The organism is Arcobacter sp. CECT 8985 (assembly GCF_004116495.1).
Lineage (GTDB): Bacteria > Campylobacterota > Campylobacteria > Campylobacterales > Arcobacteraceae > Malaciobacter.
On sequence record NZ_PDKC01000002.1, the window covers coordinates 174,957 to 193,534 of the forward strand.

The 18,578-nt window shown below is 26.8% G+C and carries 25 protein-coding genes; 12 read left to right on the top strand and 13 right to left on the bottom strand.

What is annotated here, in order from left to right; all coding sequences use genetic code 11:
- Positions 1-4: 4 nt before the first annotated feature.
- Both feoB and CRU93_RS02200 read right to left on the bottom strand, forming a co-directional pair.
- The gene (feoB, locus tag CRU93_RS02195; protein WP_129102543.1) at positions 5-2,113 is read right to left on the bottom strand and encodes a ferrous iron transport protein B; all 2,109 of its coding nucleotides are present in this window, start codon (positions 2,111-2,113) and stop codon (positions 5-7) included.
- Positions 2,110-2,331, bottom strand: a complete 222-nt coding sequence (locus CRU93_RS02200; protein WP_129102544.1) for a FeoA family protein — start codon at positions 2,329-2,331, stop codon at positions 2,110-2,112. The genes feoB and CRU93_RS02200 overlap by 4 nt, the downstream gene beginning before the upstream one ends.
- Positions 2,332-2,617: 286 nt before the next feature.
- Here CRU93_RS02200 and CRU93_RS02205 point away from each other — a divergent pair, with 286 nt between their 5' ends.
- The 8 genes from CRU93_RS02205 to CRU93_RS02240 all read left to right on the top strand — a co-directional run bounded on the left by CRU93_RS02205 (position 2,618) and on the right by CRU93_RS02240 (position 7,663).
- A complete protein-coding gene (locus CRU93_RS02205; RefSeq protein ID WP_129102545.1) occupies positions 2,618-2,932 on the top strand; it encodes an HMA2 domain-containing protein in 315 nt (104 codons plus the stop codon).
- Complete coding sequence (locus tag CRU93_RS02210) at positions 2,932-3,609, top strand: DUF2202 domain-containing protein (RefSeq protein WP_129102546.1); 678 nt, start codon at positions 2,932-2,934, stop codon at positions 3,607-3,609. The genes CRU93_RS02205 and CRU93_RS02210 overlap by 1 nt, the downstream gene beginning before the upstream one ends.
- Positions 3,610-3,612: 3 nt before the next feature.
- The gene (locus CRU93_RS02215) at positions 3,613-3,903 is read left to right on the top strand and encodes a YtxH domain-containing protein (protein WP_129102547.1); all 291 of its coding nucleotides are present in this window, start codon (positions 3,613-3,615) and stop codon (positions 3,901-3,903) included.
- Positions 3,888-4,259, top strand: coding sequence for a hypothetical protein (locus CRU93_RS02220; protein ID WP_129102548.1), 372 nt, complete (start codon positions 3,888-3,890; stop codon positions 4,257-4,259). The genes CRU93_RS02215 and CRU93_RS02220 overlap by 16 nt, the downstream gene beginning before the upstream one ends.
- Positions 4,259-4,603 carry a YtxH domain-containing protein gene (locus CRU93_RS02225; protein ID WP_129102549.1) on the top strand — a complete coding sequence of 115 codons (345 nt, stop codon included), beginning with the start codon at positions 4,259-4,261 and terminating at the stop codon, positions 4,601-4,603. Before CRU93_RS02220 ends, CRU93_RS02225 begins: the two co-directional genes overlap by 1 nt.
- A gap of 11 nt (positions 4,604-4,614) precedes the next feature.
- A complete protein-coding gene (locus CRU93_RS02230) occupies positions 4,615-6,720 on the top strand; it encodes a heavy metal translocating P-type ATPase (RefSeq protein WP_129102550.1) in 2,106 nt (701 codons plus the stop codon).
- A 200-nt stretch (positions 6,721-6,920) separates the two neighbouring features.
- A complete protein-coding gene (locus tag CRU93_RS02235) occupies positions 6,921-7,130 on the top strand; it encodes a hypothetical protein (protein WP_129102551.1) in 210 nt (69 codons plus the stop codon).
- An 83-nt stretch (positions 7,131-7,213) separates the two neighbouring features.
- A complete protein-coding gene (locus CRU93_RS02240; RefSeq protein WP_375153640.1) occupies positions 7,214-7,663 on the top strand; it encodes a Fur family transcriptional regulator in 450 nt (149 codons plus the stop codon).
- A gap of 35 nt (positions 7,664-7,698) precedes the next feature.
- Here CRU93_RS02240 and CRU93_RS02245 read toward each other — a convergent pair whose 3' ends face one another.
- The 10 genes from CRU93_RS02245 to CRU93_RS02290 all read right to left on the bottom strand — a co-directional run bounded on the left by CRU93_RS02245 (position 7,699) and on the right by CRU93_RS02290 (position 13,800).
- Positions 7,699-8,202: a flavodoxin gene (locus CRU93_RS02245; RefSeq protein ID WP_129102553.1), complete on the bottom strand. Its 504-nt coding sequence runs from the start codon at positions 8,200-8,202 to the stop codon at positions 7,699-7,701.
- 91 nt (positions 8,203-8,293) lie between these two features.
- Positions 8,294-8,803, bottom strand: a complete 510-nt coding sequence (locus CRU93_RS02250) for a flavodoxin (protein ID WP_129102554.1) — start codon at positions 8,801-8,803, stop codon at positions 8,294-8,296.
- 121 nt (positions 8,804-8,924) lie between these two features.
- Positions 8,925-9,422: a flavodoxin gene (locus CRU93_RS02255; RefSeq protein ID WP_129102555.1), complete on the bottom strand. Its 498-nt coding sequence runs from the start codon at positions 9,420-9,422 to the stop codon at positions 8,925-8,927.
- Between the two features lie 13 nt (positions 9,423-9,435).
- Positions 9,436-10,194: a hypothetical protein gene (locus CRU93_RS02260; RefSeq protein ID WP_129102556.1), complete on the bottom strand. Its 759-nt coding sequence runs from the start codon at positions 10,192-10,194 to the stop codon at positions 9,436-9,438.
- Positions 10,195-10,196: 2 nt separating this feature from the next.
- On the bottom strand, positions 10,197-10,526 hold the full coding sequence (locus CRU93_RS02265; RefSeq protein ID WP_129102557.1) for a DUF2325 domain-containing protein: 330 nt from the start codon (positions 10,524-10,526) through the stop codon (positions 10,197-10,199).
- Between the two features lie 242 nt (positions 10,527-10,768).
- Complete coding sequence (locus CRU93_RS02270) at positions 10,769-11,911, bottom strand: Opr family porin (RefSeq protein WP_129102558.1); 1,143 nt, start codon at positions 11,909-11,911, stop codon at positions 10,769-10,771.
- 176 nt (positions 11,912-12,087) lie between these two features.
- Positions 12,088-12,315 carry a hypothetical protein gene (locus tag CRU93_RS02275; RefSeq protein WP_129102559.1) on the bottom strand — a complete coding sequence of 76 codons (228 nt, stop codon included), beginning with the start codon at positions 12,313-12,315 and terminating at the stop codon, positions 12,088-12,090.
- Between the two features lie 99 nt (positions 12,316-12,414).
- Positions 12,415-12,711, bottom strand: coding sequence for a hypothetical protein (locus CRU93_RS02280; RefSeq protein ID WP_129102560.1), 297 nt, complete (start codon positions 12,709-12,711; stop codon positions 12,415-12,417).
- Positions 12,712-12,762: 51 nt separating this feature from the next.
- Positions 12,763-13,203: an NUDIX hydrolase gene (locus CRU93_RS02285; protein WP_129102561.1), complete on the bottom strand. Its 441-nt coding sequence runs from the start codon at positions 13,201-13,203 to the stop codon at positions 12,763-12,765.
- A 9-nt stretch (positions 13,204-13,212) separates the two neighbouring features.
- Positions 13,213-13,800: a DUF134 domain-containing protein gene (locus tag CRU93_RS02290; RefSeq protein ID WP_129102562.1), complete on the bottom strand. Its 588-nt coding sequence runs from the start codon at positions 13,798-13,800 to the stop codon at positions 13,213-13,215.
- 121 nt (positions 13,801-13,921) lie between these two features.
- Here CRU93_RS02290 and CRU93_RS02295 point away from each other — a divergent pair, with 121 nt between their 5' ends.
- The 4 genes from CRU93_RS02295 (at position 13,922) to CRU93_RS02310 (ending at position 17,329) form a co-directional block, all read left to right on the top strand.
- On the top strand, positions 13,922-14,134 hold the full coding sequence (locus CRU93_RS02295; RefSeq protein ID WP_129102563.1) for a DUF4492 domain-containing protein: 213 nt from the start codon (positions 13,922-13,924) through the stop codon (positions 14,132-14,134).
- Positions 14,135-15,661, top strand: a complete 1,527-nt coding sequence (locus tag CRU93_RS02300; RefSeq protein ID WP_129102564.1) for a cytochrome ubiquinol oxidase subunit I — start codon at positions 14,135-14,137, stop codon at positions 15,659-15,661.
- The gene (cydB, locus tag CRU93_RS02305) at positions 15,661-16,794 is read left to right on the top strand and encodes a cytochrome d ubiquinol oxidase subunit II (RefSeq protein ID WP_129102565.1); all 1,134 of its coding nucleotides are present in this window, start codon (positions 15,661-15,663) and stop codon (positions 16,792-16,794) included. The genes CRU93_RS02300 and cydB overlap by 1 nt, the downstream gene beginning before the upstream one ends.
- 121 nt (positions 16,795-16,915) lie before the next feature.
- Positions 16,916-17,329 carry a NifB/NifX family molybdenum-iron cluster-binding protein gene (locus CRU93_RS02310; protein WP_129102566.1) on the top strand — a complete coding sequence of 138 codons (414 nt, stop codon included), beginning with the start codon at positions 16,916-16,918 and terminating at the stop codon, positions 17,327-17,329.
- Positions 17,330-17,349: 20 nt separating this feature from the next.
- On the opposite strand, the gene CRU93_RS02315 is transcribed toward CRU93_RS02310, so the two are convergent.
- A partial coding sequence (locus CRU93_RS02315) for a mechanosensitive ion channel family protein (protein WP_164967603.1) occupies positions 17,350-18,578 on the bottom strand: 1,229 nt, incomplete at its 5' end.

The following is an 18,578-nucleotide window of genomic DNA, read 5'->3' on the forward strand; positions in this document are numbered from 1 at the left end:
TAACTTATGCTATTATTAATGAAATGACATTATATGTTATATAAGATAATATCCAAGCAGTACCTGTTGTAAATACAAATAGATATCCAAGATATTTCCATCCTCCAGCTTCTCTTGTAAAGACCATCGATGCAGCTAAACAAGGTAAATAAATCATTACAAATACTATAAATGCCATTGCAGCAGGGAAAGTTATATTATTTTTGATTTTATCTATTAAGCTTTCTGAATTTTCATCACTTTGATCACCTAATCCATATAATATACCTAAAGTAGAAACAACGATCTCTTTTGCAGCAAGTCCAGTTTCAAGTGCAACTGACATTCTCCAATCAAATCCTAAAGGTGCAAATAATGGTTCTGAAAATTTCCCAATATATCCTAAATATGAGTTTTCTAAGTTATAAAGAGATAATTCATTTTGTAAAGCATTTTTTTCTTCATCTGTTGCAGCTAATTCAATTTTTTGATTAAATGATGCTTCAACTTCAGGATGTTTTGGATAATTACTTGCTATCCAAATTAAAAGAGATGCTGCTAAAATAAATGTACCCGCTTTTTTTAGATACATCATCGCTTGATTTGATACAGTATGCCAAACTAACTTACTTGAAGGAAGTCTGTATTTAGGCATCTCCATAACAAAAGGTTCATCTTCACTTTTAAATACTACAATTTTTAATACTTTTGCAGCAATTAAACCTAAAATTGCACCACCTATATATATTAAAAATAAAATATTACCAGCGTTTTCTTTACTAAAAAATGCACCTGTAAAAAGTACATATATTGGAAGCCTTGCTCCGCAAGACATAAAACCTATAATAAATAGTGTAAGTAGTCTATCTCTTTCATTCTTTAGTGTTCTTGCAGCCATATATGCAGGAACTGAGCATCCAAAACCTGTAACTAAAGGAATAAATGATTTTCCATGAAGTCCAAATTTGTGAAAGAAACCATCAAGTAAAAATGCTACTCTACTCATATATCCAGTTGTTTCAAGTAGTGCAATACCAAAAAATAAAATTACAATATTTGGAATAAATAAAACAACTGCACCAACACCAGCAATTGCACCATCTGCAATTAAAGATGAGATTTGGTTATCTCCAAGAAGTTCTTTTGTTCCATCAATTAGTTTTGCAAAAAATGCATCAATCATGTCCATTGGAATATTACCAATATCAAATGTTAATTGAAATAATCCCCACATTAAAAATAGGAAAATTGGCAATCCAAATATTTTATGAATTAATATTGCATCAATCTTTTCTGTAATTGTTTTTTTTTCTATTTTATCTTGTGTAACTGTTTCTGTTACAATACCTTTTGCAAATGCAAATTTTGCATCATTAAAAATATCTTCCATATCTTTTGTATCATAATGAATAGATATATGATTAAAAGCTTCATTTAAAATTGGTTGTAGTTTTGTCCATATTGGTTCTTCATGAAAAAATTTATAAGTTTTTTTATCTTCTCTTAAAAGTTTTATTGCAATTTCTCTATATGAAAAATTTGTATCGTATTTTATTTCATTAAAAAATTTAACAATATTAGAGATCTCTTCTTCAATAACATTTGAAAAGATAAGTTTAGTAGGAAGTTTTTCATTTTCATATTTATTAACAATTTGCTCAATTAAATTATCAATTCCTTCTTTATTAGCTGCACTTGTTTTTATGCAAGGCTTACCAATAATTTTACTTAATTGTTTTTCATCTATATTTATTTTCTCTTTTTTTGCTTCATCATTCATATTTAAAGCAAGAATCATTTTTTTATCAAAAGCTAATAATTCAGATGTAAGATATAGATTTCTTTCTAAGTTTGTAGAGTCAAGTACATTTAATATAATGTGATAATCTTCATTTTCCAAAAATTCTTTTGTAACTCTTTCTTCTAATGTATAGTCATTTAATGAATAAGCACCAGGTAAATCAACTATTTCAATTCTATAATCTTTATATTTAAATATTACTTCTTCTTTTGCAACTGTAACTCCTGAAAAGTTACCAACTTTTAGTTTTGCATTTGAAATTGAATTGATAAGCATACTTTTACCAACATTTGGTTGACCAACGAGGGCAATCTTTATAATTTTTTTATTCATTTTGTTACCTCAATCTTATTTGCTTCTGTTAATCTTATAGCAATTTTAGTTGTATTTATTCTAACTTCAATTGTATTTTTTGCTAATGTTACTTCTTCTATTATTACTTTTGTATTTTTTGTTAAACCAAAAGAATAAAATCTATTTTTTAAAGAGCTATCACAATTTAATGCCAATATTGTGGCTTCTTCTCCTTTATTAAGTTCACTTAATCTCATAAAAATCCTTTGAAATATTTAATATTTTTAAAATTATAATAGACTTAAAATTTAAAACTACTTAATAATGATAATAATTTTCAAATAATTTTCAAATTTGATAATAATTCTTAATTTATAATGATAATTAATAACATTTTAGTTAAAAAATATTTTTATATGTAAAATAGTTTTTTTATTATATAATTAATTATCAAAATAGAACTCTAATTGATAATGAGTTTAAATTTATATTAAGGTAAGCTTAAAACTTATTTAGCAAAACTATCATTATTAAAGGATTACAGTGATTAAAACAGAAGATATTATAAATATTGCAGGGTATTTTACTATTATTGCTCATACTCCAGGAAGATTAAGAGTTAGAGTAAATCCTAAGATTAAAAATGAGAGTGAAAATATATCCATAGAAGATATTGAAAATTTACCTTCAAAAATAAATGGTATTAAAAATATAAAAATAAATAAGATTGTTGCATCAGTTACAATTACTTATGATCCACATGTTTTTAAGCCACAAGTTTGGGAAGATTTAATTAATAAACAAAATTTAGATGAAATTACAGAAATCATAAATAATTTAGCTAAGGAGGTGATGTAGTGGTTAACCTTGATGAAAATATACTTCTTTCTCAAAGAGTTGATTTAAATAGTGAACAAGCTGTTGAATCACAAGTATTAAGAATAGCTGTATATGATGAGTTTAAAGCTTATGAAACATATTCAAAAATAATTGAAAAGTTTGGGGCAATTAAGCCTTTTATAAATATAAAAGAAGCAGAGGCTGTTCATTATAGTGCATTAATGCCTTTATTACAAAAGTATAATGTTGAAGTTCCAATAAATGATTGGCAAGAAAAAATAAAAGTACCAAATTCATATATTGAGTGTTGTGAACTTGGTGTTGCAAGTGAAATAAATAATATTGCAATGTATGATAATTTGATTGCAAATACAAAGCAACCAGATATTAAAGATATACTATTTAAGTTACAAGCAGCATCATATAACAATCATCTTCCTGCATTTAGAAAGTGTGTATTAAATCATTATAATGGATTAAATCAATCAACAAGTTTAAATAGTGTTGAAGATATGATGAGTAAAGCAAATGAATATCAAATGCTTTTAGAAGATGTTGCTTCTGGAAATATAGATCAAAATAAAATAACTGAAATTTTAAGTAAGTTAAATATCTCTATGATAAGTGGAGCAGGTCTTGGTGCAGCATTAGTTGCTTTTTTAAATAATTATTCACAAGAAAATAACAAGGAGTAAGTTATGGCATTACCATTTGTAGCAGGTCTTGCAATCGGGGCAGGGGCAGTTTTAGCATTTAGAAAAAGTTCTTTTATCAAAGAAAAAACACAAGAAGTAATTGATAGATCAAAAGAGTACACATGCTCTAAAGTAGAACAAGGTAAAGAAGTAGTATCAGATGTAAAAGATACTATTGATGCAACAAAAGAGTGCATAAAAGAGAAAAAACAAGCAAAAAAATTACAAGCTAAAGAACAAGAAAATATAGAAAAAATTGAGGCAAAGGATGAAAAAGAATGCAAAGCGGAGTAATTAATACAGGTACACCAAGAAATGTTATAGGACATATAGTAAGTGGAGCAGTGGCAAGTGCAGTTGTATCAGGAACAATTAATTATAAAAAAGCAAAAGAGCAAAAAATTTCTTCAAGAGATGCGATTAAAGATACAGTTAAAAAGACAACACAAGGTGCAATTGCAACAGGTACAGCAATATCTACAGCTAATTACTTAGGACAACAAGGTGGCTTTTTAAAAGCGTTAACTGCACTTAGTGTAGGAATGGCAGGAATTTATGCTGTTGAAGTAATTGATGAAAAGCTAGATGAAAAATATGAAGAAGTAGATAATCAAAATGAAGAGATCTTAATACAAGAGGATAATTTATAATGAATGAAAATAACAATCAAAATATGTATGATATGAATATAGAGAATACAAGAGCAGCTCAAAACCAAAATGTAAATGTAAATCAAAATCCATATGTTAATCAGCCTACAAATACAATTAATCCAATGCAACAAGTGCAAGTACAAGACGGCTTTAATACAGGAGATTTTGTAAAAGGAGCATTAATTGGTGCAGCAGTTACGTATCTTCTTACAAATAAAGGTGCTCAAGATAATATAATGAAAGCAGTATCAAAAGGAACTCAACTTTTTCAAGCCGGTATGGAAGAGATGAAAGAGAGAATGGAAGATGCTAAAGCTGCAATGGAAGCAAATCAAGAATAAAAGATATTATAATGAATAAATATTTTAAAAAAGTACATGAAACACCTAATAGATTAAGATATAAATACTTCTTATTAAAAGAAGATTATATTGATGAAAATATTTTGAAATCATATTTACAAAATATTGAAGGTGTTTCAGATGTAAGAATAAATAAAAAAGCATTTAGTGTTATTTTTTATATACAAGAAGATATAAAAGAAAATATTGAAAATGTTTTAAAAAAACTTACATTGGATGATTTATTATCTACTAATTGTGAAGAAAATGCAGTTTGTGTAAATTGCGTAAGTGATGAAAAACCAAGTTTATCAGGTGTTGTAAGAGCAAGTAGTGCATTAGTAGCAGAAAGATTCATAAGAAATAATCTAGCTAAAGCTACAGTTACAACAGCAGCTGCTATTCCTATGTTAACACAAGGAACAAAAGAACTTTTTAGTGAAGGTTTAACTTCAAAAGTTTTAGAAAGTGCAGCTGTTGGGATTTCTGTATATAGAAAAGATTATCTTGCAGCAAATTCTACAAATGCAATGTTAGAGTTAGGTGAGTATATAGAAGAGACGACTGTACATAAAAGTGATGATTTATTAAAAGAGTTATCAAAACCTAATGTAAAAGAAGCTTGGATTGAAAAGAAAGAAAATGAAAAAACAGTTGAAGTTTTAGTAGCTACAGAAGATATTGAAGTTGGAGATATTGTAATTGTTTCTGCGGGAAGTACAATTCCTGTTGATGGTCATATTATGCATGGAGATGCAAGTGTAAATCAAGTTTCAATGACAGGAGAAGCTGAACCTGTAAAGAAACAAAGAGGTGATAGAGTTATCTCTGGAACTGTTTTAGAAGAGGGTAGATTAAAAATATGGGCTGAACATGTTGGAGCAAATACTGCAACACAAAGAATAAAACATTATATAGAAAGCTCATTAAATGAAAAATCATCAGTACAATTAAAAGCAACAAAATTAGCTGATAAATTAGTTCCTGTTACACTTGGATTGGCAAGTATATCTTATTTGTTTACTAAAGATTTTGAAAGAGTGGCTTCGATTTTACAAGCAGATTACTCTTGTGCTTTAAAACTTGCAACTCCTGTGGCTTTTAAATCAACAATTTCAAAAGCTGGACATGAAGGAATTATGATTAAGGGTGCAAAATCTATTGAAGCATTATCAAATGTTGATACATTTATTTTTGATAAAACAGGAACTTTAACGCAAGGGGATTTAGAAGTTATTGATGTTTGTTCATTTGATGATGAATGGACAGCAGAAGAATTATTAAACCTTACAGCAAGTACAGAAGAACACTATTTCCATCCAGTAGCAGAAGCTGTAGTTAAAGCTGCTAAACAAAGAGGCTTTGTACATATGCACCATGAAGAAGTAGAATTTATTGTTGCACATGGTGTAAAAACTGAAGTTGAAGGTAAATCTGTAGTAATTGGAAGTAGACATTTTTTAGAAGATGATGAAAAAATAGATTTTTCTGTTCATAAAGATAAAATTGAAAAAAGTATAGATGAAGGTAAAACTTTATTATATATTGGTTTTGATGGTACACTTTTAGGGACAATTGCATTAGCAGATAAAATAAGAGATAACTCAAAATCAGCAATTGAAAAATTGAGACAATTAGGTGTAAAACATACTGTTATGCTTACAGGTGATGTTGATAAGAAAGCCAAAATGGTAGCTCAAGAATTAGGAATTGATGAGGTTTATTCAGAACTTTTACCTACGCATAAGGCTTCAATAGTTAAAAAAATGATTGATGAAGGTAGAAACGTTGCTTTTGTTGGTGATGGGATAAATGATGCCCCTGCATTAATTTCTGCAAATGTAGGAATTTCAATGAGTAAAGGTGCTGATATTGCAAAGGCAACTGCAGATGTGAGTTTATTAAAAGATGATATTGATGCGGTAGTTTATTCAAAAGAACTTGCAAATAAAACTATGAATTTGATAAATACAAACTTTAAAGCAACAGTTGGAATTAATTCAGCAATTTTAGGTGGAGCAACATTAGGAGCATTTTCTCCTATTGTAACAGCAGTATTACATAATGGTACTACTATTGGTTTACTTTTAAACTCTATAAGAGGTGTGAAAAAATAGCTTATAAATATTATTATGATAATTAGTATCAGTTTTATTTAAACTTAACATAGTTATAATATTGATATACATTATCATAAGGAGTATTTATATGCCTATTCTTTTACCATTAGCTACTGCATTAACAGCAGCTTTAACTTATGAGACTTTTAAAGGTACAAAAAAGACTATTGAAAGAAGACAAAGAAGGAAAAAAAGGAATGAAAGTTGATGCAGAAGTAAAAAAAGAGGTTGCTAAAATTGGAATGACAGCAACTTTGGGAGCTACAGTTGTTACTTCAATGTTTATGAAAAATAAAATTGCAAAGAAAACACATATAGTAGCAGGTGCTGCATTTTGTGGTTTTGCACTATGGCATCATATGCTCTATCAACCTGACAAAAATAAAAAGAAACTGAAACAAAAATAAAAAAAACTTATATAACTTATAGTTGAATTTTTTGCTAACTTTAGATATACTATAGTATTTATAAATTTTAAGGGCGTATTTTAATGGCAAATAATGAAGAAGTAATCGAAGAACTTAAAAAAATCGTAAAACAAAAAGGTTTGAAATATACTGAACAAAGAGAAATTGTGCTTGATATTCTTATTAATGCAGAAGATCACTTAAGTGCAGAAGAAGTATATAATCAAATTAAAGAAAAGCATCCAGATTCAAATATTGGTATTGCTACTGTGTATAGAGCCCTAGGTTTTTTGGAAGAGGTTGATTTAATTGCATCAATTGCTTTTGGAACTGAAGGTAAAAAATATGAAAGTAATGCTAAGTCTCATCATGATCATTTAATTTGTACAAATTGCGGAAAAATTGTAGAGTTTATTGATGATGAAATTGAAAAAAGACAAGAAAAAATAGCTAAGAAAAATAAATTTAAAATTACTAGTCACTCAATGCAATTATATGGTGTTTGTGGTGATTGTCAAGAAAAATCAAAATAGTATTACTAATAAATATTAAGGATAAACCTTAATATTTATAAAATCTCACTTTTAATATCTTCAATCCAGTTTTCAATTCTTTCATCAGTTAAATCATCTTGATTATCTTCATCAATAACTAAACCAACAAATTTGTCATCTTTAACAGCAGTTGATTCTTCAAAGTCATATCCAGAAGTAGAAGTAAATCCAATTACATTTGCACCTTGTTCTACTACTTGTTCATACATTGTCCCAAGTGAATTTACAAAAGTATCATCATATCCATCTTGATCTCCAAGTGCAACTAATGCAACTGTTTTATTTGAAAAATCTATTTGTTTAAAATCTTCCCAACTTTCATCCCAATCATCTTGTAAATCGCCATCTCCCCAAGTAGAAGTAGCTAAAATTACTTTATCAAAGTTATTAATTTTTTCAATATCTTTTTGATTGTTAGTTATATTAAATGAATCAGTGATACCTAATTTATCTGCAATTTTTTCTGCAACTTCTTCAGTATTCCCTGTACTACTTGCATAAAATATAGCCGTTGACATATATCAATCCTTTATTTCTTTTTTGTAATTTTAGTTAAATAGGATAAATATTGTCTTATTTGAAAGACTTATCAATTTTGTTAATAAAAATTTAAGATGACTCATGTTCTATGTCGTCTTTGATTGCTTCTACCCATTGTTTAATTCTTTCATCAGTTAATTGTGGTTGATTTATTTCATCTATAACAAGCCCTACAAATTTATTATTTATTACTGCTTTTGAATCTTTGAAATCATAACTATCAATATTTGTAAAACCTACAATGATAGCTCCACTTTTTACTAAGTCATCATAAACATATTTCATCGCATCTGCAAATTCATTTGGATATTTAACTTGATCGCCTAACCCAAATATTGCAACTGTCTTATCTTTGAAATTTGTTTTTTTAAAATCACTCCAGATTTCTTGCCAATCTTGTTGCATTTGGCCATTATTTGCTGTTGGTACACCAAATATTATATGCTTAAAATCATTTATATATTCACTACCTGTAACAGCAATATCAAAAATTCGAATATCACCAAATTCTTTTGAAATCTTTTTTGCAACATCTTCTCCATGTTTGCATTTACTAGTGTAAAATATTGCAGTTGTCATTGTAAGCTCCTTATAAATTTTTATAATATATATTAAGATAATAAAATTTAAAATTAGTATAAATTAAAATGTTAGTAGGGTAAAGTGCGTAGATTAACAAGCCTAAGTTCAGGCTTGTTTTTTATATTATATCTTTTTTTATTTGTGCTATCCAGTTTTCTATTCTTTGTTCTGTTAAGTCATCTTGGTTATCTTCATCAAGAACAAGTCCTACAAACTTATCATCTTTTTGTGCTTTAGAATATTCAAATTCATAATCTTCAATATCAGTAAATCCAGTAACTTTTGCACCTGCTTTTACTACTTGTTCATACATTATTCCAAGTGCATCACAAAATTCATCGCCATAGCTTTCTTGATCTCCTAAACCAAATAATGCGATTGTTTTTCCTTTTAAATCAAAGTTACAAAACTTATCCCATATTTCGTCCCAATCATCTTGCAAATCCCCTTCTCCCCAAGTAGGAGTGCCCAAAATTAATTTATCATAATTATTTATATTCTCTAAATTATTATCATATATATTAAAAATGTCTATATTATCGAGTTTATTTGCTATTGTATTTGCTACTTCTTCAGTATTCCCTGTGCTACTAGCATAAAAAAGTGCAGTTGCCATTTATTAAATCTCCTTATCTTATTGTTGACCTAAGTGAATAAGGAATTGCCTTAATCACATAGTTTTTGTTTTTTAGTTCATCTACATAAACAGGAATATGTCTTTTAAAGTCATTTGCTTTTGGATAAACTAAATATACTTGCTCATAATTCTCATTTTTTATGCTTTTTATTGCATACTCTAATTCATCTTTTATATTTGGTTTATTTGTTTGAATATCTTTCCAAGAAGTGTAAATTTTAAGTGAATTTACATTTTTGCCTTTTATTGATATTGCATTGCCTAAATCTTTTACTTCTTTATTTTTATGTAATCTTTTTACTTTTTGATAAACAAATTCATGAAAAAGTAAATCTTTATCTAAAAGTAATTGAATCTCATTATTTGTATAACAATATGAGATTAATTTTGCTACATTTAATAATTTTACATTTGTCGTACTAATATAAAAACTTTTTTTATTTTTGTACGCATTTATAATCAAAGTAGAGTTTTTGCAAAAGTTGAAACTTTTTATTTTGTTTGTCTGTTTTAAAATATTACTTGGCAATAGCTGATTTATTTTATAAATAAAAGCTTGCCTAAGATTAAATGAAGATAGTTTTCTTTGTTCATACTTTGAAAAAAAACATGCATCTTTTAAAATATTATTACTTAAAACTAAGAATAATTGTCTTAATCTTTTTGTTGAAGTAAATTGATCAAAATCTTTTGGTAAAAATTCTGTTGTTCCAATAAAACCTAAAAAATCATCTTTTAAATTAAATTGCATATTCATCTTTTGTTCTCACAATTTGCATAACACTCACTACAATCTTTTACGCCCATAATTTTTACATATTCATCATAAACACAATTTATGCTTCTTTTTGCGCATACAAAAGGAATCTCTTTTTTCTTAGCTTCACTTTTATATTTAAGCATTGTATTATGGTTTAAAAATGATGTAAGCATAATAATACAATCAGTATCTTGAGGTATCTTCTTTTTTGGAGCTGAAGATTTCTTCCTTGCATCCCAATGATTAATTGTTTTTGCACCTAAACTTTCTAACATAGTTGAAATGTGTGAAATTTTATCACCACCAATTATTAATACACTCATTTTTTTCCCTTTTATTTTAACAAGTACAACCAGTTGGTTCTACTAAGTCTTTTTTATTTTGTAAAACAAATTGTGAAATCATTTTCATTCCTTTAATGATAATCATTATTAAAATATTACAGGAAGTAATCTTAAATTAAGTTTAATATTGATACTTATTATCAATAAATTTAACATAAAAAAAGGCTGGAGTTTAAACTCTAGCCTTTTACCTATATATTTGTTTTAAAAAGAGATTGTTTTTAAAAAGTGTAAACTAAATTAGCTACAAATTTTGAGTAGTCTTTACCTTCATTAAGATCAGAATTCTTATCTATATTTGAATCTGTATAGATTACTTCTGCTCCTAAATGATCTGTAATAGAATATCCTGCTGCAAGAGTAAGCTCTTTATCATCAACTTGTTTTGAATTGTCATTATCATGTTCTGTATGAGTATAAAGTGCAGAAAGTTCTAAGTCTTTAAATGTATAACCAACGCCTAAATAGTAAGATTGTGCATCAACACCATATACAGCATCTGTTAATTCTTCAGTTGGATCAATATTATCTCCAAGTGTGTCAAGTGAACCAATTCCTCCCTCACTATCTGTTTTTATATAACCTAAAGTGAAGTTTACATCAGCAATATTAAGTCTCGCTTCTAAATTTAAGATATCACCATCTTTATCATTTGAACCATTTGGATTATCTTCATTTGTTTGAGCATAATGAGCAGTAAAACCATACAAATCATTATCATATGTTGCTTTTAGACCATAGTAATCTGCAATATCATCTGCTGTATAAAAATATGGATTAAATACTAAACCTTTAAGTGGCTCAATTTTACCATCAATTACAAATCCAGCAGAATCGTCGCCTTTTTTATTTTCAAATCTATGAAAATCATCATGTGTATCTAAAGTAATTTCTGCTTGTCTATTTGTATAACCAGCAGTTAAAGTAGTATATGGAATTGCTTTTAATACTGCAATTACACCATCATTGTAATCACCTAACCACTCTAAATCCATCTCTTGTCTACCAGCTTTTAATGTAAAGATGTCATTATCATATTGGATAAATGCTTCAGTTACATCTCCATTATTCATCATAGTATCTTCATAATCACTGTTATGTTCTTCAGAAGTTTGTGTATTTCCTCTAAAACCAACAGCTGCACTAAACCCTTTAAATGTGTCAGTTTCAAATCTCAGTCCAATTGAAGGAGTAGAAAAACCTGAATCTTTTTCTCCACCATTTCTGTCCCAAGTCTCATAGTGAGCAGATATATCTCCACTTACTTTACCATTTTTAAATGCTTCATCAATTGAGTTAGAATCAGCAAAAACAGAAGTAGAACTTAATAGAGTTAAACTTGCTACTAAACTTAATTTTTTCATTTTATTCCTTGTGTATTTTTTAGAAAAACTAAATTCGCGTGATGAAATAATAATCAAATAATTATTAAATAAACCTTATAGTAATAATTATTATCAATATTGTTCTTCTAAAAAATATAAGAATAATAGCAATTATATATTTAAATGCAACTTAGTTGCATTTAAAAATTCTTGGATTATTCACTGATTTTATGCAGGTTAACATACCAATCTTCAGCAACATCTTCTTGTTCTAAATTTGAAAGTGTTAATTCTAATTTGTGCTCACCAATTATATTTACACTTTCAATCTTTTCTTCAGGAATATCTAATATATCAATGCAATAATCAATTGCCATATCATCATATTCTAAATTATTACTATATTCATCTTCACCTAGTTTGATAATAAAAAAGTCTTCCATATATTATTCTCCTTAAAATTTCGATAAATTAGTATCATATTAAACTTAATAAGAAGATTAAATTGACTATAAATTATATATAAAAATATAATTTTTAAATTATTTGTTTTTAGAAGGGATATATTTAAACAATATATAAATAATTGCTATCATTGCAAACGAGATAGCTAAAGAGTTAAAATTAAGATCAACTTCTGCTGTTTGTCCTCTTTGATAATTTTTAGGAATAAACAAAAACATTATTGATAAAAGCATAAATGATGCAGTAACAATTGCTATTAAATGAGCAAAAATTTTATTGAATTTTGTAATATAGAAATCTTTTATTACTTTCCATGTTATAAATGCTGAAAAAAATACTATTGTTAAAACTATTATTTTATCTATATTTTCCATATACAAATCCTTTTTATTAATTTTATGTATAAACTACTTAAGAGAAGCTTTCTATTTTATATTTGCTTCTTCTAATAAAAAATCTTTTAATATTTTTGCATGGTCAAATGCAAGGCTTTCAAAAGGAATTTCATCAAGTTTATATATTTGTAAATTTTTTGCATCATCATCTGCTTTTGGAGTACCATATGCTTTGCATATATATGTACAAGATACAGTGTGAAATCTTTCATCTCTTGTTGGATCTGAATATACACCTAAAAGCTTTTCTATTTTAACATCTAATGTAACTTCTTCTTTCATTTCTCTTTTTAATGCATCTTCTACTTTTTCTCCAACATCAACAAAACCTCCTGGAATAGCAAATCCATAAGGAGGATTTTTTCTTTCTATTAAAATTATTCCTCTAAATAATTCATTTTCATCATAAAGTTTAATTATGCCATCTGTTGCAAGTAGAGGAGTTTTAATTTTATTTTTATAATTATTCATTTTGTTCCTTTATATTGGGATATTTGCTAAATCTTCAAAAACTATTTTTTTCTTTAATATTGAGTATATGCCTTTTGATAATAAAGAGTTTTTTAATCCTGCTCCAATTTCTGTTGTTATGAAGAAGTTTATATTTTTTTCTACAAACACATTAGGCAAAACCATACCTGGTTTTTTACTCTCAAAATATACAGGATTTTCAATACTAGTTATAAATTTATAATTGTTGTCTCTTATTTCATATATAAGTATATATTTCCCTTGAGCTGTTACATTTATAAGTTCATCTTCACTATCGCTACATAGTGCGACCATATAACTATCTTTTTGATCATGAATTGATAACTTAGCTCCACCAATTAAACAATTTGCAACTTTTTGTCTTGCATTTTTTATTATTCTTGAAAAAGTAGGTCTTGAAACATTCATTTTTTTTGCTGCATCTTCTTGATATAAACCTAATAAATCAATAAGATAAATTGCTTCAATCTCTTCATGTAAAAGAGTAATCTTTTCATTGTTCTCAATTTGTGTTTGGCCAAACTCTTTAAATAGGGGTTTAAAGTTTAGTTCTCTTTGGTTTTTATCTCTAGCCATTTTATTCCTTAAAAATAATATTATATATTAACAAAAATTTTATAATTTTTCCATAAAATTATTGACATATGTTCATAAAAGTGTTAAAATTATGAACATATGTCAGAAAAAAGGAGAAGAGATGAATATAGTTTCAAAAATTTTCTCTTTATATCGTGATGGCTTTAAAAACCTTACATTAGGTAAAAGCTTATGGAAAATCGTAATTATAAAGTTATTAGTAATTTTTATAGTTTTAAATTATTTTGTTTATGACAATAGTTTAAATAGCAAGTTTAAAACCAATAAAGAAAAACAGAATTTTATATTTACAAATTTAACAAAAGGGAAATAGATGGATGACATGCTAATAGATTATAGTAGAGCACAGTTTGCACTTACAGCAATATACCATTTTTTATTTGTTCCTTTAACATTGGGATTATCTTTTATAGTTGCAATAATGGAGACTATTTATGTAAAGACCAATAAAGAAAAATATAAAAAAATGACGAAATTTTGGATGGGTTTATTTGCAATTAATTTTGCAATTGGAGTTGCAACTGGAATTATTATGGAATTTGAATTTGGTACAAACTGGGCAAATTATAGTTGGTTTGTTGGTGATATTTTTGGTGCTCCTTTAGCAATAGAAGGAATTTTGGCATTCTTTTTAGAATCAACATTCTTTGCAGTAATGTTTTTTGGTTGGAATAAAGTATCAAAAGGATTTCATCTTTTATCAACTTGGCTTGTTGCTATTGGTTCAAATTTGAGTGCATTATGGATTTTGATTGCTAATGGTTGGATGCAATATCCTGTTGGAATGAAATTTAATATAGATACAGTAAGAAATGAAATGGCAAATTTTGCAGATGTTGCATTATCACCTGTTGCAGTTAGTAAATTCTTACATACAGTTGGAAGTGGATATGTTATTGCATCATTATTTGTATTGGGTATTAGTTCTTGGTATTTATTAAAAGGTAGAAATATAGCTTTTGCAAAATCATCAATGCTAATTGCAGCATCATTTGGTCTTATTGTTTCAATATTTTTATCAGTTACTGGTGATGAATCAGCTCATCAAGTTGCTTTAAAACAACCTGTAAAACTTGCAGCAATGGAAGGTTTGTATGAAGGTAAAAAAGAAGCTGGAATAGTTGCTTTTGGACTTTTAAATAGTAATAAAAAAGTAGATAATAATAAAGATACATTTTCTTCTTATTTTGAGATTCCCTATGCTCTATCATTTTTAGCTTATCATGATATTTTAGCATATGTTCCTGGTTTGAAAGATTTAGTTTATGGAAATGAAAAATACAATATAGAAAGTGCAGAAGATAAGATTAAAAAAGGAAAAATTGCAGTAAATGCTTTTAAAGATTACAAAGATTATAAATCGAAAAATCTAGATCAAAAAGCAAATAATGCAAAATTTGTATTTGAAACTTATGAAGATTATTTTGGATATGGATATTTAGATAATCCAAAAGATATTCTTCCTCCTATTGCTTTGACTTTTTACTCATTTCATATAATGGTAAGTTTGGGAATATGGTTTATTTTGTTGTTTGTAGTAGTTTTATTTTTATTATTAAAAAAAGATATTGCCAAACAAAAGTTTTGGTTATATGCAAGTTTATACTCGATTCCTCTTGGATATATAGCAGCAGAAGCAGGTTGGATTGTAGCAGAAGTTGGAAGACAACCTTGGGCAATTCAAGATTTGATGCCAGTTAAAATTGCAGCTACTAATATTTCAAGTGTAAATGTACAAATTACTTTTTGGTTATTTGCAGTTTTATTTACTTCATTACTAATAGCAGAAATAAAAATAATGACTAAGCAGATAAATATAGGTCCAAATGGAGGTTACTAATGTTTGAAAATTTAACATATTTACAATTACAACAGTATTGGTGGATTATTATTTCACTTCTTGGTGGTCTTTTTGCTTTTATGATGTTTGTTCAAGGTGGACAGATGATATTAGGAAAAGTATCAAAAAATGATGAAATATTAAAAACAATGCTTGTTAACTCTTTAGGTAGAAAATGGGAGCTAGGTTTTACAACTTTAGTACTTTTTGGTGGTGGTTTATTTGCTGCTTTCCCACTTTTTTATTCTACAAGTTTTGGTGGAGCTTATTGGGTATGGATGAGTATTTTGTTTTGTTTTATAATTCAAGCAGTTAGTTACGAATATAGAAAAAAACCAAATAACTTTTTTGGTCAAAGAGTTTATGAGACATTTTTATATATAAATGGAAGTTTGGGTGTATTTTTATTGGGTGTTGCTATTGCAACTTTTTTTAGTGGTTCTGAATTTTTTGTTGATGAAAGAAATTTTTCATTATGGCAGACAAGTTTAAGAGGATTAGAAGCTCTTTCTAATCCATTTAATGTTTTGCTTGGTGTATCTTTAGTTTTTTTAGTAAGAATTCTTGGTGCAATGTATTTTATTAATAATATTAATAATGAAATAATATTAAAAAGAAGTATTAAATCTATAAAAATAGATATGATTATTTTTTTGGTATTTTTCCTTAATTTCTTGTACTTTTTATTTACAAAAAGTGGATTTTCTTATAATGAAAATGGATATGTTTCTTTGGAAAAATATAAATATTTAAACAACTTCTTGCAAATGCCAATTGTTGGTATTTGTTTTGTTTTAGGAATAGCATTAGTGATAATTGCTGTGTTTAATACTATAGAAAGAAAAAAAATTACTTGTATCAAAGTAGCTGGTATTGGAACAGTTTTGACAGTTATGGCACTGTTTATAAATGTAGGTTTTAATAATACTTCTTATTATCCTTCAACTTTTGATTTACAAAGTTCTTTAACAATAGAAAATAGTTCAGGAAGTAAATATACACTTACAGTGATGAGTTATGTATCTTTACTTGTTCCTTTTGTTCTTGCATATATTACTTATGCGTGGTATCAAATGGACAAAACAAAAATTACAAAAGAAGAGATTACAGCAAAAGACGCACATAATTACTAGGAGGTAAATATGGTGGATTATACTAATTCATTGATTTGGTTAATGGTTTGGCCTTTCATTATCTATATTTCATATAGATTTTGTTTAAAAAATGTAGAAAAAATAAAAGAGGAATTTTAAAATGTATGCATTCGCGTTAAAAACAAATAAAGAAAATAGTGCTATGGCACCATCTTTTTGTAAAGCAAAATATTTTGGTTTTTATGATGGTGAAAATCTTGAAGTAAAAAGAAATGAAAACACTTGTGGTAAAGGTGTTATGAATTGGTTATTTGAAAATAAAGTTACAAAATTAATTGTTAAAGATATTGGTAGAAATCCATATAATCTTGCAAAAAGTAAAAACTTTGAGTTCTTTTATGCAGGAGATGAAAGAATAGAGTTACCTCAAGTTCTTGAGAAAATTAAAAATGGTAAATTTGAAGCTATTGGTGAAGATAAAATTAATAAAATTTTAGAAAATCATGATAGTCAAAATCATAGCCATGGGCATAATCATACACATGGACATAAAAACAATTTTGTTTTTTTATAAGATAAGATAATCAGTAGGCATTAAGCCTGCTGATTTTCAAGATATAAAGTTTGAGTAGGGAATGCAAATTCACAATTATTTTTTTCAACTAATTTAGAAATTTGAATAATCACATCTTGTTTTGTTTCAAGCCAATCTTCCCAATCAGGACTTCTACTAAAACAATAAACTAAAATATCAACAGAACTACTTGCATATTTGTCAATATATACTAATAGATTATTTTTAATTCCTATTAAATCCTCTTTTTTTAGTAAATAAGGTTTTTTGTCTATATTTAATCTTGCTGTTGCAATATTTTGATGTTCTTGTAACATCTCTCTTATATCTACAACTAGATTTTCAATATCACTCATTTTACTACTATATGTGATATTTATAGTCATCATTATTCTTCTTCCAATAACTCTTTTTGACCAGTTTAAAATAGCTAGATTTGCAAGTTCTGCATTTGGAATAGTAATCATACCATTATCAAAAGTTCTAATTCTTGTAGTTCTCATTCTTATATCTACAACTGTTCCTTCTACATTTCCAGCTTTTATCCAATCTCCTTGAGAAAATGAATTATCAGTAATGATATTTAATGAACCAAAGAAGTTTGTCAATGTATCTTTTGCTGCAAGTGCAACGGCGATACCACCAATACCAAGTGAAGCAATAATTGCTTTAATATCAAAACCTAATTGAACCAGTAAAAATAGAACAACAAAAATTAAAATAAGAATCTTTATAATTCTTAATATAAAATCAACCATCTCTTTTCTCATATTTGGATATTGGTTGAAGATTTTATCTGATGATTCATTTATATAGTTAGTTAAAATTCTATAAAACATAAAACTAAATAAAGCTAAATAAGTTGTATTAAACCAAGGTGTTAATTTATTAATTAATATTGGATCTTCTATTAAAAGAAGTAAAGATACTTGAATTGCAAAAAGATAAACAACTAAAGACATTGTTATTCTAAAACTATCAGGAATAATATCAAGAATTGAGATATTTAATGTTTTTATCTCTTTTGATAATTTTTTATTAAACAATTTAGTCAAAAATGGAAGAATCTTTTTGTTTATTACCATAAATATAAATAAAATTATTATTAGAATTACTATTTTACCAATTGAAATATGAAAATAGTAATCAAGTGTTTCAGATACATGTTTAATATATTTATTTGAATCAATTTTCTCAATAATATACTTTAAACTTAAATCATCTAATATAAAATTACTTGGTCTATACT